Here is a 21,461-nt window from a genome sequence, read left to right as displayed (position 1 = left end):
CACTTCCATGGCGGCGCGTCCTCGCAGATCGGAAAGGGACCAGCTTGAGCTGTTCCGTGCTCTGCCGAGCGACCTTGCGCCGCGCGATGCGCAGGACCTCATGGCCTATCCTTTCTTCAGCCTCTCCAAATCCCACCGCGTCGAGCCGATAGACTTCTGCGCTGGCGAGATCGCCATCCGCGTGGAAGCCGTGCCCGAGCATGGCATGGCCACGATCTGGGATGCCGACATCCTGATCTGGGCAGCCAGCCAGATTGTCGAGGCGCGCGATAACGGCTTTCGCACGTCGCGCCTGATCGCTACCACTCCATACGATATTCTCACCTTCATTGGACGCGGCACCAGCGCACGCGACTATCGCCGGCTGAGAGCCGCGCTCGACCGCCTGCAATCGACGACTGTCGCGACCACCCTGCGGCAGCCACCGTCCAATCCACGATATCGCAATGAACCTGCCTCCGATGCACGCACCACCGGTCGGCGCATGCACCGCTTCTCCTGGATCAACGAATGGACCGAGAGGGCCGATGCGTTCGGCAACCCCGATGGCATCGAGCTCATCGTGCCGGACTGGTTCTACAAGGCGGTGCTGGACGAGGCCCTCGTCCTCACCATAGACCGCGCCTATTTTGGCCTCACGGGCGGCATCGAGCGCTGGCTGTACCGGATCGTGCGTAAGCATGGCGGCCGCCAAAAGCGTGGCTGGCGGTTTGACTTCCGGCACCTTCACCTCAAATCCGGAAGCCTCTCTCCGTTCAAGCGCTTCGCATTCGAACTGCGGGGCATCATCCAGCGTCAGCCGCTGCCGGGCTACACTCTCTTCCTCGAAATCGAGGCGGGCGGTCGCACGCTGCTCGCATTCGAACCGGCGCCCTGTGGAGAACCTGTGGAAGCCGTCGTGCTATCGGGAACCCGCACTATCGTGCCATCGGGAACCGACCCCTCGTGCTATCAGGAACCCGAACCGGCACTAACCTCTTCAGCGCAAAGCGAAAATCGGCCCCTTAACTTAGAGTCTAACAAAGAATCTAACTTTTGTAGGGGCGCGCGCTCTGGGGAAAACGCCTCTCCGAGGGGCCGAAAAGAGGGAGAGAACGGCTGCCCGGCAGCGCTATCCGACCGCAATAACGGCCCTGTCGCACGCACACATCCGCTAACCGGAAGTGGGACGGGAGGCGGCTCATGATCGTGGCGCTTCTCAACCAGAAAGGCGGCGTCGGCAAGACGACGCTCGCTTTGCATCTTGCCGGTGAATGGGCGCGAGGCGGGAACAGGGTCACTCTGATCGACGCCGACCCGCAGGGATCGGCGCTCGACTGGTCCGAGCGGCGCGGCCATGAAGGCCTGCCGCGGCGCTTCGGCGTCATTGGCCTGGCGCGGGACACCCTCCACCATGAAGCACCGGAACTCGCCCGTACTGCCGATCAGGTCGTCATCGACGGTCCCCCGCGCGTCGCGGGACTGATGCGCTCGGCGCTGCTTGCCGCGGACGTCATTATCATCCCGGTTCAACCATCTCCGTTCGACGGCTGGGCCTCGGCCGAGATCCTCCGGCTGATCAAGGAGGCGCAAATATTCCGACCGCAACTGGTCGTGCGCTTCGTCCTCAATCGCTGTCCGGCTCGAACGATCATCGCTCGCGAGATCGGCGATGTGCTCGCTAACCAGGACCCGCCAGCGCTCAGCACGACGATCGGTCAGCGCGTCATTTTCGCATCGGCCGCCCAGTCCGGCCGCCTCGCTTGCGAGTGCGACGCGGACAGCATCGCAGCCCGTGAAATCGCGTCGCTCGCGATCGAGGTGGGGAGGCTCCTGCCATGAGCGACCGTCCCAACCGCCGCACCTTCGCAGCCAGACCTGGCGATCCCGAGCAGTGGATCAGGTCCGTTGACGCCGCGCCCCGTGACGGCAAGCCGTCCGGCTTCACCGCAAGGCTGACCATCGACATCACGCCCGAGCTGCGCGGCCGCATCAAGATCGCCGCATTCCAGCGCGGCGTCACGGTTGCCGACATGCTGCGCGACCTGCTCGCGCGCGAATTCCCCACAGACGAAGGAGATCCCTCATGACCGGCACCGCGGCCCCCCGCGTTGGCGGCGGCCGGATGCCGTCCGCCCACACTTCCGATGCACTCACCCATGTCGAACTGACCTGGATCGAGGGCAGGATCGAATACTGGATTCGCTTCGGCCGCGAGGCCGGCGAGCGGATCATTGACCGACGCAGGCGCGTCGTCTCCTTCCGGCCGGGCGCTGTCTTCGCCTTCGTGCGCTGGGCAGCCAACGACTACGGCACCGTCATCTCACGCATCGACATCGTGCGCGCCGTCGAATCCGGCGCCACATACCAGACGCTCCCTTTCGTGCGACCCGGCGGGGAAATCCTGCTCAAGATCGAAGGCTGGCCGAAGGTCGAGAAGGTGCTCCAGCACATCGACGCGGTGGAAGCCGCCGATGTCGATCCCTGCGACGCCGCCCCCGATCACTGGCGCCATGTAGCGCACCGGATGAGCGCCGGCCAGGAGCCGCGTCCCTACACGCAGGAGCGCCACCAGGCTTGGCTCAAGCGGCGGGAGATCAAACGATGACCCGCTTCGGCTACGTCATGCTCACCTACTTCACCGCCATGGGCGTCGCTGCGGCCGCGATCGTTCCGACATCGCTGAAGCTCGTCTGGAACGTGTCGGCGAGCGCACCGATCGGCCTCTATCGGATCGAGCCCGCCGCGCATCTCGACGTCCCCGATCTGGTCGCCGTGATGCCGCCCGAGCCGCTCGAGGATTACATGGTCGAGCGCGGTTACATCGGCCGCGACGTGCCGATCCTGAAGCGCGTCCTCGCGCTGCCGGGACAGCGCATATGCCGGATCGGCCGCACCATCACGGTCGACGGAATCGCGATGGGCGAGGCCCGCGACCGCGATCGCCTGGACCGCCCGCTGCCGGTCTGGAGCGGCTGCCGCACCGTCGCCGCCGACGAATTCTTCCTCATGAACTGGCAAGTCCCCGACAGCCTTGACGGGCGGTATTTCGGGCCGCTTCCGGCAACGACTGTCATCGGCCGGGCCATCCCTCTCTACACCGACGAAGACGGCGATGGCCACTTCGTTTGGCACGCGCCGATGCGGTGAAGACGCACGCCCTCCCGTAATCCCACCGCATCCAGACAGGAGATCACCATGCCACAGATCGGACAATTCACGCGCACTGAGAACGGCTACAGCGGTCGCATGCGCTCGCTGTCCTTCGACTGCGCGCTCACCTTCGTCGCGGCCGAGAATGCCGACAGCGAGAACGCGCCCGCCTACCGCGTTCATCTCGGCGACGAGACCGGCCCCGAGGTCGGCGCCGGCTGGAAACACACTGGCGACCGCGCAGGCACGTTCATCTCCGTCGTCCTCGATGACCCGGCATTTGCGTTTCCGGTGCGTGCCCGGCTGTTCCAGTCGGACGAGGATGGACGCGACTGGGGTCTGCACTGGACCCGCCCGAAGAAGCGCGACGAGCAGGACTGATCGATGCCGCTAATCGGTCCGTCAGCAACGTTGCGGCGGTGCGGTCCCTGCGGCCGCATTGCCCTCCTTCTCCTTTCCGGCCTCATAATCGCTGCGCTCGACGGCGGCGATACATCCGCTCAGCCGGTGCCCGCCGGACGACACGAAGTCCGCAATCCCATCGCTGCGCATATTGCCGAGGCGGCACGGCGGTTCGGCATTCCCGAACGCTGGATCGTCGCCGTCATGCGTGCAGAGAGCGCGGGTAACACGCGCGCGATCTCCCATGCCGGCGCACAGGGATTGATGCAGGTCATGCCGGCGACCTGGGATGATCTGCGGGTTCGACATCGGCTCGGCTCCGATCCCTTCGACCCGCGCGATAACATCCTGGCGGGCGCGGCCTATCTGCGCGAGATGTACGACCGCTACGGCACGATCCCGCCGATGCTCGCAGCATACAATGCGGGGCCGGATCGCTACGACGAATACCTGGCGACCGGGCGTCCGTTGCCCGCCGAAACACGGGCCTATGTCGATCTGCTCGCACCCGCGCTCGACGCCACGGTGCCTTCGCAGGGCGCTCCGGCTACGCCGTCACCACCGCCCGACTGGCGCGAGGCGCCGCTCTTCGTGCCGCGCTCGACTGACCCTCGGATGGCGGCAACCCGAACCACGGGCAAGCGTTCGGACCGCCGTTCCACTTCCGTGCCGGTGCGGCCCGATGCCGAAGATCATTCTCATCCGAAGAGCATTTTCATCGCCCAGGACGACACAGGGGCCGACCCATGACGCGCTTCAGCTCTTTTCGCATGCAGTCGGGCTCTGGCGTATCATGGCGGGCGAATGAGGGAGCGGCAGGCACAACAACCGACCGATGGCAGGATAAAAGGGCGCACATTGCGCGCCGGTCGGTCGGTTGTTTTGCTTGGGATTTCTCGCGCGTTCCGCACATTGCCGGGCCTTGGCGCAATGTGCGCCGATCGCTCAAGGGCCTGTGTCTACGCGAATTTTCGCACATTGCGGAGCGATGCCATGGCCGATGACCGCGAGTTCCGCATCCGTCCCGGCCGCATCCGCTCGACCCGCGCCCAGGCCGCGCGCCCCTTCATCGCCCAGGCGCTCGCGGCCGCGAAGAAGGCGGGCGGAGGCGTGTCGCGCTCCGGCCGCGTCGTTTCCCGCAACCACTCACGCTTCGGGCACGGCCAGCGCGCCAGCATCCAGGCCAACCGGCTCATCACCGCACGCTCGCGCGGCGCGGTGATCAAGGCGCGTGTGGTCCGGCATTCCGCGCGCGCCGCGCCGCTCGGCACGCATCTCGATTATCTGCGCCGCGACGGCGTGACCCGCGATGACGAGAAGGCGCGGCTATTCGGGCCGGGAGAGGAGGATGCGGATGGACGCGCCTTCGCCGAGCGCTGCGAGGGCGACCGCCACCATTTCCGCTTCATTGTCTCGCCCGACGACGCGTTGGAAATGTCTGACCTCCGATCCTTCACCAGCGATCTGGTCGGACAGATGGAGAAGGATCTCAGTACCGAACTCGACTGGGTGGCGGTCGATCACTGGAATACCGAACACCCGCATGTCCATCTGATCGTGCGTGGTGTCCGCGACGACGGTCAGGACCTCGTCATCTCGCGCGACTACATCAAGGAAGGCATGCGCGACCGGGCGCGCGATCTCATCACTCAAGAACTCGGGCCGCGCACCGATCTCGACATCCGCCGGACCCTCGAAAGTCAGATCGAAACGGAGCGCTGGACGCAACTCGATCGCCAGCTCGTTCGCGAGAGCCGGCGCACCGGCATCATCGACCTCGCGCCGCCACCGGGCGAGCAGCCCGACGAATTCCACGCGCTCAAGGTCGGGCGGCTGCGCAAGCTGGAGACGCTCGGCTTGGCCGAGCAGGTCGGTCCCGGCCAATGGATGATCGGCGACAAGGCCGAGGATACCATGCGCGAGCTCGGCGAGCGCGGCGACATCATAAAGCGCATGCACCGCGCACTGACCGAGCGTGGCATCAAGAGGGGCTCGGCGGATTTCGTTCTGGCGGCCGAAAGTCTCGACGTTCCGATTGTCGGGCGCCTGCTCGAACGCGGTCTCGATGACGAACTGAAGGGCCGTGCCTATGCCGTGGTCGACGGCGTCGACGGGCGGTCCCACCATATCAAGCTCGCCGATCTCGATGCGGCCGGTGACAGCGCGCCGGGCTCGATCGTCGAGTTGCGCGCCTATGACGATTCCCGCGGCCGGCGCCGCGTCGCGCTCGCGGTGCGCTCCGATCTCGACATCGAACGGCAGGTGACCGCATCCGGCGCGACCTGGCTCGACCGGCAGAACATCGCACGTGATCCCGCCGCGCTCTCCGAAAGCGGGTTCGGCGCGGAGGTGCGAAGTGCCCTCGGCAGGCGGGCCGACCATCTGATCGGCGAGGGCTTTGCGGAGCGGCTAGGCCGGCGGATCGTCTTCAGCCGCAATCTCATCGACACGCTCCGCCGACGCGAGGTGGACGAGGTCGGCGAGAAGCTCGCGGCTCAGACCGGGCAGCCGTTCCAACGCGCTGGCAGCGGCGAGCACGTTGCCGGCGCCTATCGCCAGCGCCTGACGCTTGCCTCTGGCCGCTTCGCGATGATCGACGACGGGCTCGGCTTCCAACTCGTGCCCTGGACGCCCTCGATGGAGAAGCATCTAGGCCGCCACATCACCGGGATCGCGCGTGCCGACGGCGGGGTCGACTGGAGCTTCGGCCGCAAACGAGGGCTGGGACGGTGATCACTTATAGCATTCGGAGCTCGCAAGGTCAGCTTGGAGCCCAATTTGACGAATGCTGCAGAGCCAATGAACGGCTGCTTGAATTTCTAGATTGCCTAAGACTGCCGCTGAGCAGCGCCAGATGTCGTCATCAAGAATTCCTTTGCTTTCGACAAACAGAGATCGGGCGCTTCCAAGTGCGGCCAATGTCCAACACCAGCAATCTCAACAATTTTAGACTCGCCTCCTAAGACGCTGAGGGCCTTACGAAACGCGGATTTGCGGACGTCGGGTTCGTCCTCCCCGTAAAGGACCAGACACCGGGTGGATAGCTTAACCATCAGCGCATCTGAGGATTGAGCGGCTCGGCCAAGGCGGTAGTAGTCAATCGCAGCACGTGACCGCTCTTTTGCTTTGAGAGCGTCACGGACTCTATCCAGATGAGATCTGGGAACTTGCCAGCTGGGGCTCCACAGCCGATAAAGTCTCTCAATCTCCCTAAAATTTCTGCGTCGAAACCACCAATTCGATAAAGCACCTAGACTCAGATAAAGATTGTGGGGTCTTGCCCGAAGTTCGCCAAATCCACCGGGTGCAACAGCCGGGGGGGCAATTGCAAAGGCCACTATGGCCGTGACCCGATCCGGATAACGTGCTGCCAAGGCATAAGCAGCCGAGGCTCCCCAATCATGGCCAACCACAATCGCGCTTTGGCACCCGATGTGATCCAGAAGCTCGACGACGTCGCGGGCAAGTCGGTGGATCGCATAATTGCCGTTTTCGGGTATACCTGAGGGCGCATAGCCCCTCATCGCCAAGCCAATGAAGCTATACCCTTGGTGTGCGAGCCCAGCTCCCAGATCATCCCACGTCTGATAGGTATCCGGGAAACCGTGTAGACCTACGATCAGTGGCCCATTGCCCTGCTGGCGATAGCAAAGTGGCACGCCGTCAGAGGATTTGAAGCTGTCATAACTCATCTCGGTTCGAACTAGGCCCATTTCCGTTTCGATGAAATTGAGACAATGGCAGCAAAGCCGACCTTCAATTTGAATGCAAGAATGACAGCTGCGTCCCGCATTTCTGACCAGCCAGACAATTCGTGGTACCACGCCGTTGTTTATCCACTAGCCGCCGTTCTTGCGACAAGAGAACAAGTGGGCTTGTCGGTCAGGCTTCTAGCCCCCAGCGTTCCGATATTTGAGCGGACTACGGCCATGTCGGGTACGAAAATTCTCTGGGGGCAAATCCTCATCGTCTTCACGATCGTCCCCACCACTACCTGGGCGGCGACGCAATGGACTGCTTGGCGTCTCGGCTTTCAGCCCCAGTTGGGCGCGCCCTGGTTCGAGGTTTATGGCTGGCCGGTCTACTACCCTCCGGCCTTCTTCTGGTGGTGGTATTTCTACGACGCCTATGCCCCACCGATCTTCATTGAGGGCGCTATCATCGCCGCCTCCGGCGGGTTCATCGCTATCGCGGTGGCGATCCTAATGTCCGTCTGGAGGGCACGCGAAGCGCAGAGCGTCGACACCTATGGTTCGGCGCGCTGGGCGAAACCGGATGAGGTCAAGGCCGCGGGCCTTCTCGGGCCCGACGGTGTCGTCCTCGGCAAGCTCAAGGATGACTATCTGCGTCATGAGGGACCGGAGCATGTCCTGTGTTTTGCGCCGACCCGCTCGGGTAAAGGCGTAGGTCTGGTCATCCCCTCGCTGCTAACCTGGCCGGGCTCGGCGATCGTGCACGATATCAAGGGGGAGAACTGGCAGCTCACGGCTGGTTTTCGCGCCCGGCACGGCCGGGTGCTGCTGTTCGATCCGACCAACCCGAAATCGTCAGCCTACAATCCTTTGCTAGAGGTTCGCCGCGGCGAATGGGAGGTGCGCGACGTCCAGAACATCGCCGATATCCTCGTCGATCCCGAAGGCTCGCTCGAAAAGCGCAATCACTGGGAGAAGACCAGCCACGCGCTTCTGGTCGGCGCCATTCTCCATGTCCTCTATGCCGAGAAGGACAAGACGCTCGCCGGCGTCGCCGCCTTCCTGTCGGACCCGAAACGCCCGATCGAGTCGACGCTCGCCGCCATGATGAAGACGGCGCATCTCGGCGAAGCAGGCCCGCATCCCGTCATCGCCAGCGCGGCGCGCGAACTGCTCAACAAATCGGACAACGAGCGCTCCGGTGTCCTGTCCACCGCCATGTCGTTCCTCGGGCTCTACCGCGATCCCGTCGTCGCCAAGGTGACACGGCGTTGCGACTGGCGCATCTCCGATATGGTCGGCGGCAAGCGTCCGGCCACGCTCTATCTTGTCGTGCCACCGTCCGACATCAATCGCACCAAGCCGCTGATCCGCCTGATCCTAAATCAGGTCGGCCGGCGTCTGACCGAGGATCTGCATGCCGGGACCGCGCGCCACAAATTGCTGCTGATGCTGGACGAGTTTCCGGCGCTCGGCCGCCTCGACTTCTTCGAGAGCGCACTCGCCTTCATGGCTGGCTACGGACTCAAGAGCTTCCTGATCGCCCAATCGCTGAACCAGATCGAAAAGGCCTATGGGCCGAACAACTCTATCCTCGACAATTGTCATGTCCGGGTGAGCTTCGCGACCAATGACGAGCGCACGGCCAAACGCGTATCGGACGCGCTCGGCACGGCGACCGAGATGCGGGCGATGAAGAACTATGCCGGGCACAGGCTCTCACCCTGGCTTGGCCACCTGATGGTATCGCGGCAGGAAACCGCGCGGCCGCTGCTGACGCCCGGAGAGGTCATGCAGCTTCCGCCCGCGGACGAAGTCGTCATGGTCGCGGGCATTTCGCCGATCCGCGCGAAGAAGCTTCGCTACTACGAGGACCGGCGCTTCCAGGAACGTATCCTGCCCCCTCCGTCTATGATTGCATCGACCAAGGCCAGAGGCGACGACTGGACCGCGCTGCCATTGCCACCGAAGCCAGCACTCATCGCTGAGGCCACTGGCAACGCGACCGGGGAGGAAGACACGACTGACTCCGAACGGCGACGTCAGCCTGAGCTCAGCCGCACTCAGCCCGTCGAGAAGAAAGAGCCGCTCGAAAACGAGTTCGAGATCGACCCTGTCGATGTCGATCAGGAGGAGAGCGCACGGAACAGCGGGATGACCCGTGTCATGCAACGGGTGGCGCGGCAGGTATCGCTCGATCCCAAGGACGGGATGGAGCTTTAGCCAATGCCTGGCCGCAAGAAAAAGACACAGATCTCCGTATATCTCGACCCGGACGTCATGACGATGCTGGCGGACTATGCTGCCCGTCGCGAGCAGCCACAGTCGATGATCGCAGAGGCAGCGATCGCCTCCTTCCTGTCGCCGGACCATGCCGAAAAGCGCGAAGCGGTTGTCGCCAAGCGTCTCGACCAACTAGACCGCCGCATGACACGTCTGGAGCGCGATGTCGGGATCTCTGTCGAGACGTTGGCCATTTTCGTGCGATTCTGGTTGGCGACGACACCGGCCTTGCCGGAACCGGCTGCTCAAGCCGCGCGGGCGAAAGCGGGGGAACGCTATGAGGCGTTCATTACTGCTCTCGGCCGCCGCCTCGCCAAAGGGCCGAAACTCAGGCAGGAAATTTCGGAAGATGTCGATGCGTCGGGCGACTAGGCCAACTCTTCTCACCGAATCGTGTAGTTCGAATCTATCCGTTCTGCGCCGTGGACTCTGGAGCGAGAGTGGCTTCTCCGCCCCACTTGCCACATCAACCAGCGCGACCTGGTGATGAGGAACCATGTTTTTTCCGGCCCAAATGAGCTTCGCACTTGGACGGCATAATTCCCATTGCCTCGTGCGACCAATCGGATGCGCCTCGCCGTACGCGGCCCGCAAGTGTATGGGCTACGCTGACGAAGCGGCGTAGCGCAGGATTGTCGTTGTGACGAGACCAGACAGCACTAAACGGGACGATGTCGGCCACGTCAGTCAACGGACGCAGTACGAGGCTTGGCATTTGCACTTGGGTCAACGCAGCCGAAACCAAAGTGATGCCCTGACCCAAGCCGACCAGATTCAGCAGGGTTCCAAGGTGCGCTGTTCGGTAGTGAATGTTTGGATAGGTACTATAGTCGGCCGCACGCCGAATGATGTAGTCATGCACCTCGGGACCTGGCGCAAAGCGACTCACGATAAAGCGTTCGTTTCGCAGATCAGGCCAGTCAAGTTGCCGCATGCGAGCCAAGTGGTGTTCTGTAGGCAGCGCCACGTGGACACGCTCTTCCCACAATGTTGATGTCTCGCAGTCAGCGACTTGACGGTCGCCGGTCACGAATGCGACGTCCAACGCCCGTCGTCTAATTGCCGAGAGATGTTCGTCCCGGCCGCCATCGCGAATGTCGACTACAATGCTCGGATGTCGCGCGGCGTAGCTGCGAATGAGCTCTCGTAGGAATCCTCCGGAAAGGGATGTGAGAATACCGACACGCACAACGCCGATCTCAGCGCGCCCAGCGGCGGCAGCGCTCTTACGTGCCAGTCCAAGCTGCTCCAAAGCCGGTCGAACCTCGGCAAGCAAGCTCCGTCCGGCATCCGTCAGATGCGCACCAGTAGATCGTCGTTCGAAAAGGGAGACACCCAGTTCATCTTCAAGCTGTCGTATCGCTCGACTGACGCTGGACTGTCGCACGTGCAGTGCTTCTGCAGCTCGTCGGAAACTCTCATTGTCCGCCGCCGCAATAACGTAGTTTAGCTGTCTGACCTCCATTACCGTCGGGCCCACGCTGTGGCGAACTTCGCTATCTGCATGTTCCTGTCCGCCGACGAGAACAGCATGGCTGCGCCCGGACAACATCGGGTGCGCCGAGCCAAAAGTGCTCAATATGCAAAGCTGGTGAATGGAACCCGGAGCCTGCGAAAAGACGCCGGACCTCAATGACAGCTTCGTCACGGTCTACCGGCATTTTCCTGCTCCCCCGCATCGACACGCCTATCGCGATCCGTTACGCGGACACGGCTACGAAGGCAAATTGCCATTGAAAAAAGAACCACGATGGACGTGGCGAAGAAGGGCCAAGACACTTTTTCGCCAAGGAGCAAAGCCGACCAGATCAGAGCGCAAAGCGGCTGAATGAGGTTGATCTGCCCGATGCGCGCGATGCCGCCCGCGGCGAGGCCCTTGTACCAGGCGACCGACCCCAGAAACATGCTGATCACGCAGGCATATCCGAATCCTGTCCAGGCCTCCCAGGGAACAGGTGACCAAGCACGGCTCAGGGCCGCACCAATGAGAATGCCGCCGGCCAATGGAGCCAGCAGGATCATGGCCCAGCACAGCGTGACAGTCCCCCCGAGTTCTCGCGACACCCGCCCGCCCTCGACATAGCCGATCCCGGCACTGAGGATCGCCGCCGCAAGCCAACCGTCTGCGGGAACTATCCTTCCGCCACCTTCCCAAAGAGCGAACAGCCCGACAGCCAGAACACCGGTTCCGCAGGCAAGCCAGAACCGCAAAGGCGGTCGCTCTCCGGCGCGCAGGACGGAAAAAATCGCGGTCGCGGCCGGCGTGAGACCGATCACGACGGCCCCATGAGAGGCTGGCACGCCTTCAACGGCCAAGGCAACGAACAGAGGGTACCCCACCGCAATTCCGATGCCGGTCCATGCAATGCCGACGAACTGATCGCGTCGGGGAACGCATCTGCCGCTTATCAACAGCAAGGTGATCGCGCTTAGCCCTGCGGCAATGAGGATTCGACTGCAGGTGAGGACGGTCGGTCCGAAAAAAGGAACGGCGATCCGCGTCGCTGGCAACGTTCCGCTGAAGGCGAGCATACCAAGCCCACCCAAGAGCACTCCGGCCGCCCAGTGGGGTGAAATTTCCCGCAATCCCTTCGGCGCTCCGAAGGGACTATCTCGATACGGCCTTGTTGTTTCTGTCGCTTTCCTCATGCCGCTCCCCGATGAGCGGCATCTATCTGATATCACCTATGGCCGCTGGATTCGGCCGTCCGCTCTCACTCCATCCTACCCAAAGGTATAAAATGCAACAAATGCATATAATGAATATAGATTATGCAGTGATTGTCGGTTCGTTTAGCTCGGCCGAAATGCGCGCATGAAGCCAGTCGGTCACCGAAGCAAAGCTTCCCAGAGCATCTCCATGAAGCAGGGTAATCGTCGTCTGCAACTCCAGACCGGACACACGGATGATCCTGAGTGCCGGACGATGGATGCTGGTTTCGAGCTTGCGGCGCGGCACGATGGTAAGCCCCGCGCCCCGGGCCACTAGCGAAAGCTGAAGGTCATGCCCGAACACCTCCGCTGCAATATCAAGAGCCATGCCTTGCCGATCGAATAGTCGTTGGATCGCAGCTCGATAGCCACAGCCCGGCGGATTGAGGATCCAACCTTGATTGGCAATGTCGTTGAGACCTGCAACGCGGTTGGCGCCGGAGAGCTCGAACTGACGGGATCCGACGATAACCAGATCCTCGACATCCAGGGCTGCGGCGTTCAGGCTGGATGGCAGAGCGGAGTTGCTTTCGATCAGCGCAATGGCGCAATCCAGGCTGCCGTTTCTCACATCTTCAACAAGTCCACTGGTCCACTGCGCGCTGATCCGCAGTTGGACCTGCGCATAGCGCTGCCGTAAATCATCGAGCGGGGAGCTCAGAACAATGTCCGAGAGCCCGTGTGCGACGCCAAGTCTGAATGTGCCGGACGGGACGCCTGGCGTGGAGTTTGCTTTGAGTTCGCGCAGCGCTTTCAGCACGCTCCGACAATTTTCAAGAACTTGACGCCCGTGCGGCGTCAGCACTGGGGGTTTCGCGCTCCTGTCAAGCAGCGCCGCATCGCCAAGGGCTGCCTCAAAGTTTTGCAGCCTACGTGTGACGGCGGGCTGCGACAGATTCAGACGATGGGCAGCCCTGTTGACCGAGCCCGCTTCGGCAACTGCAACAAAGGCTTCTATATCACGAATGTTCATAATCATTATTATATTATAAACGACATGGTAAATCTATAGTGTAGATTGGAGGATTTGAAGCTTCGGCCTCAGGATTGCTCCAACACGCAGGGGTCGAACGACAACGGCGATGCAACGAGGCGGAACCATGAAACAGGGAGACAACGGAGCCGCCGTGAATGCCCCTTTGAGAGAAATTTTTTGGGCGAGGGATTTGGCATCATTGCCATGGCGTCGGCCGATCGTTCGCCGCAACGATTCACCATCGGGCCCAGTGCTTATCCCAAGGGGTGGCCGCCTGGCGACAAGCGGCCATGACGCGATCAGGCATACCAATGAGTAAATCGGTGGGTGCGCAAATCGACAAACCGTCGCCGCCGACCGCCGTTCGGGGCGTTCTGCTGGTCGCGGCGGCGGCCGTCTTGTGGGGCACGGTCGGCGTGGCCTCAAAATTCCTTTACGGGACCGCCGATGTTTCTCCCGTTTTTGTCGGCTTCATGCGTCTGGCTCTGGCCGCACCGCCCTTGTTCGCCTTGTCCCTGTTTAGGGTCGGCCGCCGCACTTTTGCCTTTGCCGGTCTCGAACTTGGAGCGATCCTCCTAGTCGGCGCGACGATGGCGCTCTACCAGCTATTCTACTTCACGGCAGTGGAGGCGACCGGCGTTGCCATCGCCACACTCGTCACCATCTGCACCGCGCCGCTGATCGTTGCGCTGCTCGCAGGCGCAATTCTGGGGGAGCACCTTGCCCCGCTCGTAATCGGCGCATTGCTCATGGGCGTCATCGGCACGGCCATGCTCGTTGGTGTCCCTTCCGATGCCGGCGCCGAACGCGACGCTATCATTGCAGGATCCACCTGGGCACTTGGTTCGGCCTTCAGCTACGCGGCATTCACTATGCTCAGTCGGATTCTGGCGCCACGTCATCATCCGTTCTCGCTGATCGCGATCGGATTCGGTGTCGGCGCGCTCCTGCTGCTGCCGTTCGCGGCAAGCCGGGTCCCCGAGACGATGCCGATCCAAAGCCTCTGCCTGCTTCTCTATATCGGGCTCGTGCCAACTGCCATGGCCTATATGTTGTTCTTTTCCGGCATGAAGCACGCAGGGGCGACCGTGGCGAGCATTGCGTCATTGATGGAGCCGCTCACCGCAACGACGCTGGCATGGAGTCTATTCGACGAATACCTTGGAGCCGTCGGCCTGTTTGGCGCCGCACTTCTGATCGGCGCCATGGCATTGTTGGCACGAGGTTCTGTCATGTCGCGTTCTGGATCCGATCAGCGAAGGAAATAGAGTGCGCTGAGACAGAGTCCGTGGGTGCCGCTGAAGCGTGACCCGGTAGCCCTCGACTATGCCATTGTAGCCCATCATGCCTCCGGTCTCATAGTTCGACCAGTCTCGGCGCAATCGGCGTCGATTGGACGACGGATGAGTTCGTCGCCCCGAATGGTACGATCCGGTCGATGACCGCTTCCATCTCGGTCACGTCGCGGACATGGGCCCGTGCCACGAAACAATCCTCTCCGGAGACCCGATCACAGGCGACAACCTGCGGCGTCTCACGAATCGCAGCGATCATGCTGTTCATTTCACCTGGCAGTGGCCGCGCTCGTATAAGAATCGTCAACCCATATCCGAGCCGCGCGGGATCGATCTTCGCGCCATAGCCGGTGATGACGCCAATATCCTCCAGCCGCCGAACTCGGTCCCCGACGCTTGGCGCGGAGAGGCCGACGCGGCGTGCCAACTCCGCGCGGGCGATGCGCGCGTCGGCATAGAGTTCTCGAATGATGGCGGCATCGACGGGGTCAAGCCGGCTATTTTCGATTCGAAGGGTGTTCGACCCATTCGCCTTTTCTTTACCGTGCCTTCTTTCCATTATATCGCTCAACCTCCATATATTTTGCGCCAACAGCCTTATATTATCTCAGAATGAACGATGAGGCGACCTCCGAGCTCCCCGTGAACGGCACAACCGGTGCCATGTCCCGCGTTGCGGAAGCAGTGCCACCGCACGCCTGGTTCGGCGTCTCGGCGGTCTTTCACTACCTCGGCCCGTCCTTTGCGGTCCTGCTGTTTCCATTCGTCGGGGTTTTGGGCGTTGCCTGGTTTCGGATTGCGTCCGCAGCGCTCGTGTTCGCGCCCATCACCAAACCTTGGCGAACCTTCCGTGCCGCAACCGCTCGCGAGCGGCTGCTCCTGCTTGCGCTCGGAGGTACGCTTGCGATCATGAACACGGCTTTCTATCTCGCTCTGGACCGGTTGCCGATCGCGCTCGTTGCCGCAATCGAATTCGTTGGCACCATCGGCATTGCGCTTTGGGGATTGCGAACCGGGCGCAATCTTCTTGCCTTCGCGCTTGCGCTAGCGGGAGTGACGTTGCTGATCAATGTGCCCTCGCTCTTTGCCGCCGGGGCGCCGGTCTTGGCCTCGGATCTTGTTGGCCTAGCCTGGGCAACGCTGAACGGGATGCTTTTCGTCCTGTACATTGTTCTCGGCCACAAGATTTCCGAAGGGGGAGCTTCGGGCGGAGTGGAACGGCTGGGCGCTGCCATGTCAGTCGCCCTTTTGTTCGTCATGCCGATCGGCTTCATGCAGGCGCTCAATGCCTTTGGCGCACCGATGCTCATTCTTGCGGGTATTGGCGTTGGAGTCTGTTCCTCGGTTATCCCGTATGTCTGCGACCAACTCGCGATGTCCCGGTTGCCCAGATCCAGCTTCGCCCTTCTACTGGCGCTACTGCCCGCGACCGCAACGATCATTGGTGCGGTCGTATTGCGACAGATACCGAGCGCCGCGGATGTGGTTGGTGTGCTGCTCGTGATGTTCGGAGTGGCGATCCACAGGTCTTCACGGATCTGAAAACTGCAGTTCGCTGCCGAATAACCGCAGGTGAAGATCGGCTTTATCTGTTCATATTTATATTACTCAACGGCAACTCATGCTTTCGTCCCGGCGGGGCGGTTGCCTTAAGCGATGTCGCCGTTTTCCTGTATTTGCACGCTACGCTACTACGCCGCTAAATACCTGTTGAATAAGCCCCAAATCAGGCTCTTTTAATCATCCCCGCATGGGGATCGCCTAGTTGTCCCCGTTGGAATCGGGGATCGGATGGCAGCCTCACATAACAATTCGGAAGGGATCGCACGCGGCGCGCGGATGCTGCGCACCGCGCTCGGACCGGCCATCGCGGCCTTTCTCGAAGACCCCGGCGTCGTCGAGGTGATGCTGAACCCGGACGGGCGGCTGTGGATCGACCGTCTCTCCGAGGGCCTGTCCGATAGCGGCGAGCGCCTGTCGTCGGAGGACGGCGAGCGCATCATCCGTCTGGTCGCCCACCATGTCGGCGCGGAGGTCCATGCCGGGAGCCCGCGCGTCTCGGCGGAGCTGCCCGGGACGGGGGAGCGGTTCGAGGGGCTTCTGCCGCCGGTGGTCGCAGCCCCGGCCTTCGCGATCCGCAAGCCCGCCGTCGCGGTGTTCACTCTCGACGACTACGTCGCCGCCGGCATCATGACGACCGAACAGGCCACTGCGTTGCGCGGCGGCGTCGCGGCCCGCGCCAACATCCTCGTCGCCGGCGGCACCTCGACCGGCAAGACGACGCTGACCAATGCGCTTCTTGCCGAGGTCGCGAAGACCGCCGATCGCGTCGTCATCATCGAGGACACGCGCGAGCTGCAATGCGCAGCCCCCAATCTCGTCGCCATGCGGACGAAGGATGGAGTGGCCTCTCTCTCCGATCTGGTCCGCTCTTCGTTGCGCCTGCGTCCCGACCGCATTCCCATCGGCGAGGTCCGCGGCAGTGAGGCGCTTGATCTCCTGAAGGCCTGGGGCACTGGCCATCCGGGCGGCGTCGGCACGATCCATGCGGGCTCGGCCCTCGGTGCGCTGCGCCGCCTCGAACAGCTCATCCAGGAGGCCGTGGTCACCGTTCCGCGCGCGCTGATCGCAGAGACGATCGATCTTGTGGCGGTGCTGTCAGGCCGTGGCGCGGCCCGCCGTCTTTCCGAACTCGCCCGCGTCGAGGGTCTCGGCCCCGATGGCGACTATCGCGTCGCCGGAGCGATCACGGCTTCGGAATTTCCTCTTCTCACAGCAACCGCAAAGGAACGCACCCATGAACCAGACTCTGTGTAACGCCCGCCAGAGACTGGCGACCGCGACATTGGTGACCGTCATTGCCCTGGTGACGGCGCCCGCTGCCCATGCCTCCGGCTCCTCCATGCCATGGGAAGCGCCGCTTCAATCGATCCTCGAATCCATCGAGGGGCCGGTCGCCAAAATCCTTGCCGTCATCATCATTATCATCACCGGCCTGACGCTTGCCTTCGGCGACACGTCCGGCGGGTTCCGGCGCCTGATCCAGATCGTCTTCGGGCTGTCGATCGCCTTCGCGGCGAGTTCCTTCTTCCTGTCCTTCTTCTCCTTCGGCGGCGGGGCGCTCGTCTGATGGCGGGCGCGGACGAACAGGGCGGGGAACTGCTCGGCTTCTTGGTGCCCGTCCACCGGGCGTTGACCGAACCGATCCTGCTGGGCGGCGCCCCGCGCGCCATCGCCATCATGAACGGCACGCTCGCCGGCGCGGTCGGCCTCGGCCTGCGGCTCTGGCTGGTTGGCGTTGCGATCTGGGCGGTCGGCCATCTCGCGGCGGTTTGGGCCGCAAAGCGCGACCCGCTCTTCGTCGAGGTCGGCCGCCGGCACCTGCGTATTCCCGCGCATCTGTCCGTCTGAGCGCGAGGAACAATCGATGATGAACCTCGCCGAATACCGCAATCGCAACACCCGGCTCGCCGACTACCTGCCCTGGGTTGCGCTGGTCGGCCAAGGCGTCGTCCTCAACAAGGATGGCAGCTTCCAGCGCACGGCACGGTTCCGGGGACCGGACCTGGATTCGGCCGTCCCCGCCGAGCTTGTCGCCGTCGCCGGTCGGCTGAACAACGCCTTCCGCCGTCTCGGATCGGGCTGGGCGATCTTCGTCGAGGCGCAGCGCCATCCCTCGAACAGCTATCCCGACAGCCGCTTTCCCGATGCCGCATCCGCATTGGTCGACGCCGAACGCAAGGCAAGCTTCGAGGAAGCCGATGCGCATTTCGAGTCGAGCTATTTTCTCACCTTCACCTATCTGACGCCGGCCGAGAACGCCGCGCGCGCCGAGAGCTGGCTCTATGAGGGCCGCGAGACGCAGGGCGTCGATCCGCATGAGGTCATGGCCGGCTTCGCCGACCGCACCGACCGCGTATTGCGCCTGGTCGATGCCTTCATGCCCGAATGCCGCTGGCTCGATGACGCCGAGACGCTGACCTATCTGCATGGCTGCGTCTCGACGAAGCGCCACCGCGTCCGCGTCCCCGAGACGCCGATCTATCTGGACGCGCTGCTCGCCGACCAACCGCTTGCCGGCGGACTCGAACCACGGCTCGGCGAGGAGCATATGCGCGTCCTGACCATCACCGGATTCCCGACGGCGACCACCCCCGGTCTGCTCGACGAGCTCAACCGTCTCGCCTTTCCTTATCGCTGGTCGACCCGCGCCATCTTGATGGACAAGACCGATGCGACGAAGCTCCTGACCCGCATCCGGCGCCAGTGGTTCGCCAAGCGCAAGTCGATCGCCGCCATCCTCAAGGAGGTGATGACCAACGAGGCGTCAGTTCTGGTCGACACCGATGCGTCGAACAAGGCGGCCGATGCCGATCTCGCCCTGCAGGAGCTTGGCGCCGACTATGCCGGCGTCGCCTATGTCACCGCCACGGTAACGGTGTGGGACGCTGACCCGCGCGTCGCCGACGAGAAGTTGCGTCTGGTCGAGAAGGTCATCCAGGGCCGCGATTTCACCGCGATGCCCGAGACGATCAACGCCGTCGATGCGTGGCTCGGATCGCTGCCCGGACATGTCTACGCCAATGTCCGACAGCCGCCGATCTCCACGCTCAATCTCGCCCACATGATCCCCCTCAGCGCCGTGTGGGCGGGGGCGGAACGGGACGAGCACCTTGCAGCGCCCCCGCTGCTGTTCGGCAAAACTGAGGGCGCGACCCCGTTCCGGTTTTCCCTTCATGTCGGCGATGTCGGGCACACGCTCGTCGTCGGTCCGACCGGCGCGGGCAAGTCTGTGCTGCTTGCGCTGATGGCGCTGCAGTTCCGCCGCTATGCCGGCGCCCAGGTTTTCGCCTTCGATTTCGGGGGCTCGATCCGGGCAGCCGCGCTTGCCATGGGCGGCGACTGGCATGATCTGGGCGGCGGCCTGACCGAAGGCGATGACCAAAGCGTCTCGCTGCAGCCGCTCTCCCGTCTCGAAGAGACGGCTGAACGGGCCTGGGCAGCCGACTGGGTCGTTGCGATCCTGATGCGCGAAGGCGTCGAGCTCACGCCAGAGGTCAAGGAGCATCTCTGGACGGCGCTGACTTCGCTCGCCTCGGCGCCCGCCGGAGAGCGCACGATCACCGGCCTTGCCGTGCTGCTCCAATCCAATGACCTCAAGCAGGCGCTCAGGCCCTATTGCATCGGCGGCGCCTGTGGGCGGCTGCTCGACGCGGAGACCGAGCATCTCGGTGAAGCGAGTGTGCAGGCCTTCGAGACCGAGGGACTGATCGGAACCGGCGCGGCACCGGCGGTGCTCGCCTATCTCTTCCATCGCATCGAGGACCGGCTCGACGGGTCCCCGACCCTGATCATCATCGATGAAGGTTGGCTGGCGCTCGACGACGAGGGCTTTGCCGGCCAGCTTCGCGAATGGCTGAAGACGCTCAGGAAGAAAAACGCCTCCGTCGTCTTCGCAACGCAAAGCCTCAGCGACATCGATGGTTCGGCGATCGCGCCGGCCATCATCGAGAGCTGCCAGACGCGGCTTCTCCTCCCCAACGAGCGGGCGATCGAGCCGCAGATCACCGGGATCTACCGCCGCTTCGGCCTCAACGACCGCCAAATCGAGATCCTCGCGCGCGCCACGCCCAAGCGCGACTATTACTGCCAGTCGCGCCGCGGCAACCGGCTCTTCGAGCTGGGCTTGAGCGAAGTGGCGCTCGCGCTCTGCGCCACCTCCGCCAAGACCGATCAGACCGCCATCGCCCGCATCTTTGCCGAACATGGCCGCACGGACTTCCTCGCCGCCTGGCTGCGTGAGCGCGGTGCCGACTGGGCGGCCGATCTCATTCCCGATCTCAGCAATCTCACCCCCCAGCTCAAGAAGGAGACTGACCATGAAGACATTTAAATCCCGTTCGCGCGCGGCCCGCTTTGCCGCCGCGCTCATCGCCGCGCCCGTCGCAGTGCTGCCGATGGTGCTGGCGCCCCCGGCCTCGGCGGCGTGGATCGTCTACGATCCCACCAACTATGCGCAGAACGTGCTGCAGGCAGCCCGCGCCCTCGAACAGATCAACAACCAGATCACATCGCTTCAAAACGAGGCGCAGATGCTGATCAATCAGGCGCGCAACCTGACAAGCCTGCCTTACTCCTCGCTGCAGCAATTGCAGCAGGCGGTCGGCCGCACACAGTCCCTTCTGCAGCAGGCACAGAACATTGCCTTCGACGTCCAGCAGATCGACCAGGCCTTCCAACAGAAATACGCCAATATCGACCTGAGCGCTTCCGAGCAGCAACTCGTGGCCGATGCGCGCTCGCGCTGGCAAAACACCGTCGGCGGATTGCAGGACGCCATGCGCGTCCAGGCCAGCGTGGTGGGCAATATCGAGACCAACCGCGCCCAGATGGAAGCGCTTGTCGACCAGAGCCAGGGGGCGACCGGCGCGCTGCAGGCGACGCAGGCCGGCAATCAGCTCCTCGCACTCCAGGCCCAGCAACTATCCGATCTCACGGCCGTCATTGCCGCCAATGGCCGCGCCCAGGCGCTAACCGACGCCGAACGCGCCGCCGCTGCCGAACAGGGGCGCGTCCAACGCGAGCGCTTCCTGACGCCCGGCAGCGGCTACCAGCCCGGCAACGCGCAGATGTTCAACACCGGCAACAACTGACTTGGGCCAAGTGGCCGGAAAGGAGGCAGCGATGGAGGGCAAGACGTTGGCGCGGATCGGAGCGATCGTCTTCGTCGCCTTCGCCATCACGGCGACGGTGATCGAGTTGACGCGCGATGAGGACCCTGCACGACCGGCTCCCGCGCCAGCGTTTGCGCCCTCCGTCGATCTGCTGCGCGCTGAGCAGCGCCGCTGCCAGCAACTCGGCGAAGCGGCCGTCCGTGATGCGGAGTGTCTCGCGGTCTGGGCCGAGACCCGTGACCGTTTCCTCGGCCGTGCAGCGTCCGGCGCTGCCTCCAGAGACGAGGAATAACGA

Annotated in this window: 23 protein-coding genes; 18 read left to right on the top strand and 5 right to left on the bottom strand. The window is 63.3% G+C overall.

The features are described 5' to 3' along the window. Window positions 1–7: 7 nt before the first annotated feature. From C8N35_RS05950 to C8N35_RS05915, 8 genes are all read left to right on the top strand, one after another. Window positions 8–1,186 carry a replication initiator protein A gene (locus C8N35_RS05950; RefSeq protein ID WP_107988629.1) on the top strand — a complete coding sequence of 393 codons (1,179 nt, stop codon included), beginning with the start codon at window positions 8–10 and terminating at the stop codon, window positions 1,184–1,186. After that, on the top strand, window positions 1,183–1,821 hold the full coding sequence (gene parA / locus C8N35_RS05945) for a ParA family partition ATPase (protein ID WP_107988628.1): 639 nt from the start codon (window positions 1,183–1,185) through the stop codon (window positions 1,819–1,821). Before C8N35_RS05950 ends, parA begins: the two co-directional genes overlap by 4 nt. Further along, complete coding sequence (locus tag C8N35_RS05940; RefSeq protein WP_107988627.1) at window positions 1,818–2,069, top strand: ribbon-helix-helix protein; 252 nt, start codon at window positions 1,818–1,820, stop codon at window positions 2,067–2,069. Before parA ends, C8N35_RS05940 begins: the two co-directional genes overlap by 4 nt. Next, window positions 2,066–2,587: a DUF2840 domain-containing protein gene (locus C8N35_RS05935; protein WP_107988626.1), complete on the top strand. Its 522-nt coding sequence runs from the start codon at window positions 2,066–2,068 to the stop codon at window positions 2,585–2,587. Before C8N35_RS05940 ends, C8N35_RS05935 begins: the two co-directional genes overlap by 4 nt. Further along, window positions 2,584–3,129 (top strand): S26 family signal peptidase, encoded by a 546-nt coding sequence (locus C8N35_RS05930; protein ID WP_107988625.1) that lies wholly within the window; start codon window positions 2,584–2,586, stop codon window positions 3,127–3,129. Before C8N35_RS05935 ends, C8N35_RS05930 begins: the two co-directional genes overlap by 4 nt. A gap of 48 nt (window positions 3,130–3,177) precedes the next feature. Then, window positions 3,178–3,513: a DUF736 domain-containing protein gene (locus C8N35_RS05925; RefSeq protein ID WP_107988624.1), complete on the top strand. Its 336-nt coding sequence runs from the start codon at window positions 3,178–3,180 to the stop codon at window positions 3,511–3,513. Between the two features lie 3 nt (window positions 3,514–3,516). Further along, a complete protein-coding gene (locus C8N35_RS05920; protein ID WP_107988623.1) occupies window positions 3,517–4,284 on the top strand; it encodes a lytic transglycosylase domain-containing protein in 768 nt (255 codons plus the stop codon). A gap of 243 nt (window positions 4,285–4,527) precedes the next feature. Further along, entirely contained in the window at window positions 4,528–6,267 is a 1,740-nt protein-coding gene (locus C8N35_RS05915) for a relaxase/mobilization nuclease domain-containing protein (RefSeq protein ID WP_107988622.1), read from the top strand. Between the two features lie 95 nt (window positions 6,268–6,362). On the opposite strand, the gene C8N35_RS05910 is transcribed toward C8N35_RS05915, so the two are convergent. Beyond that, window positions 6,363–7,226 (bottom strand): alpha/beta fold hydrolase, encoded by an 864-nt coding sequence (locus tag C8N35_RS05910; protein ID WP_170122030.1) that lies wholly within the window; start codon window positions 7,224–7,226, stop codon window positions 6,363–6,365. Between the two features lie 237 nt (window positions 7,227–7,463). On the opposite strand from C8N35_RS05910, the gene C8N35_RS05905 reads away from it, so the two are divergent. Together C8N35_RS05905 and C8N35_RS05900 are read left to right on the top strand one after the other, a co-directional pair. Then, the gene (locus C8N35_RS05905; protein WP_107988620.1) at window positions 7,464–9,449 is read left to right on the top strand and encodes a conjugal transfer protein TraG; all 1,986 of its coding nucleotides are present in this window, start codon (window positions 7,464–7,466) and stop codon (window positions 9,447–9,449) included. 3 nt (window positions 9,450–9,452) lie between these two features. Beyond that, window positions 9,453–9,881 carry a CopG family transcriptional regulator gene (locus C8N35_RS05900; protein WP_107988619.1) on the top strand — a complete coding sequence of 143 codons (429 nt, stop codon included), beginning with the start codon at window positions 9,453–9,455 and terminating at the stop codon, window positions 9,879–9,881. A 94-nt stretch (window positions 9,882–9,975) separates the two neighbouring features. On the opposite strand, the gene C8N35_RS05895 is transcribed toward C8N35_RS05900, so the two are convergent. The 3 genes from C8N35_RS05895 to C8N35_RS05885 form a co-directional block, all read right to left on the bottom strand. After that, a complete protein-coding gene (locus tag C8N35_RS05895; RefSeq protein ID WP_245926669.1) occupies window positions 9,976–11,157 on the bottom strand; it encodes a LysR family transcriptional regulator in 1,182 nt (393 codons plus the stop codon). Then, the gene (locus tag C8N35_RS05890) at window positions 11,154–12,158 is read right to left on the bottom strand and encodes an EamA family transporter (RefSeq protein WP_107988618.1); all 1,005 of its coding nucleotides are present in this window, start codon (window positions 12,156–12,158) and stop codon (window positions 11,154–11,156) included. Before C8N35_RS05890 ends, C8N35_RS05895 begins: the two co-directional genes overlap by 4 nt. Window positions 12,159–12,279: 121 nt before the next feature. Then, a complete protein-coding gene (locus C8N35_RS05885; RefSeq protein WP_170122028.1) occupies window positions 12,280–13,194 on the bottom strand; it encodes a LysR family transcriptional regulator in 915 nt (304 codons plus the stop codon). 314 nt (window positions 13,195–13,508) lie between these two features. Between C8N35_RS05885 and C8N35_RS05880 the strand changes: the two genes are divergently transcribed. Next, the gene (locus C8N35_RS05880; protein WP_107988616.1) at window positions 13,509–14,465 is read left to right on the top strand and encodes a DMT family transporter; all 957 of its coding nucleotides are present in this window, start codon (window positions 13,509–13,511) and stop codon (window positions 14,463–14,465) included. A gap of 88 nt (window positions 14,466–14,553) precedes the next feature. Here C8N35_RS05880 and C8N35_RS05875 read toward each other — a convergent pair whose 3' ends face one another. Continuing rightward, window positions 14,554–15,051, bottom strand: a complete 498-nt coding sequence (locus C8N35_RS05875; RefSeq protein WP_107988615.1) for an Lrp/AsnC family transcriptional regulator — start codon at window positions 15,049–15,051, stop codon at window positions 14,554–14,556. A gap of 53 nt (window positions 15,052–15,104) precedes the next feature. On the opposite strand from C8N35_RS05875, the gene C8N35_RS05870 reads away from it, so the two are divergent. The 7 genes from C8N35_RS05870 (at window position 15,105) to trbK-alt (ending at window position 21,458) form a co-directional block, all read left to right on the top strand. Beyond that, on the top strand, window positions 15,105–16,034 hold the full coding sequence (locus C8N35_RS05870; RefSeq protein WP_107988614.1) for an EamA family transporter: 930 nt from the start codon (window positions 15,105–15,107) through the stop codon (window positions 16,032–16,034). Window positions 16,035–16,283: 249 nt separating this feature from the next. After that, complete coding sequence (gene trbB / locus C8N35_RS05865; protein WP_107988613.1) at window positions 16,284–17,309, top strand: P-type conjugative transfer ATPase TrbB; 1,026 nt, start codon at window positions 16,284–16,286, stop codon at window positions 17,307–17,309. After that, the gene (locus C8N35_RS05860) at window positions 17,290–17,622 is read left to right on the top strand and encodes a TrbC/VirB2 family type IV secretion system protein (RefSeq protein WP_107988612.1); all 333 of its coding nucleotides are present in this window, start codon (window positions 17,290–17,292) and stop codon (window positions 17,620–17,622) included. The genes trbB and C8N35_RS05860 overlap by 20 nt, the downstream gene beginning before the upstream one ends. Further along, window positions 17,622–17,903, top strand: a complete 282-nt coding sequence (locus tag C8N35_RS05855; protein WP_107988611.1) for a VirB3 family type IV secretion system protein — start codon at window positions 17,622–17,624, stop codon at window positions 17,901–17,903. Before C8N35_RS05860 ends, C8N35_RS05855 begins: the two co-directional genes overlap by 1 nt. 16 nt (window positions 17,904–17,919) lie before the next feature. Continuing rightward, complete coding sequence (trbE, locus tag C8N35_RS05850) at window positions 17,920–20,385, top strand: conjugal transfer protein TrbE (RefSeq protein ID WP_107988610.1); 2,466 nt, start codon at window positions 17,920–17,922, stop codon at window positions 20,383–20,385. Further along, window positions 20,372–21,145, top strand: coding sequence for a P-type conjugative transfer protein TrbJ (gene trbJ / locus C8N35_RS05845; protein ID WP_107988609.1), 774 nt, complete (start codon window positions 20,372–20,374; stop codon window positions 21,143–21,145). The genes trbE and trbJ overlap by 14 nt, the downstream gene beginning before the upstream one ends. Before the next feature lie 31 nt (window positions 21,146–21,176). After that, window positions 21,177–21,458: a putative entry exclusion protein TrbK-alt gene (gene trbK-alt, locus C8N35_RS05840; protein WP_107988608.1), complete on the top strand. Its 282-nt coding sequence runs from the start codon at window positions 21,177–21,179 to the stop codon at window positions 21,456–21,458. Window positions 21,459–21,461 lie beyond the last annotated feature (3 nt).

Origin of the sequence: Breoghania corrubedonensis (assembly GCF_003053845.1) — a bacterium.
Classification (GTDB): Bacteria; Pseudomonadota; Alphaproteobacteria; order Rhizobiales; family Stappiaceae; genus Breoghania; species Breoghania corrubedonensis.
This window is presented reverse-complemented; position numbering and strand designations above follow the sequence as displayed.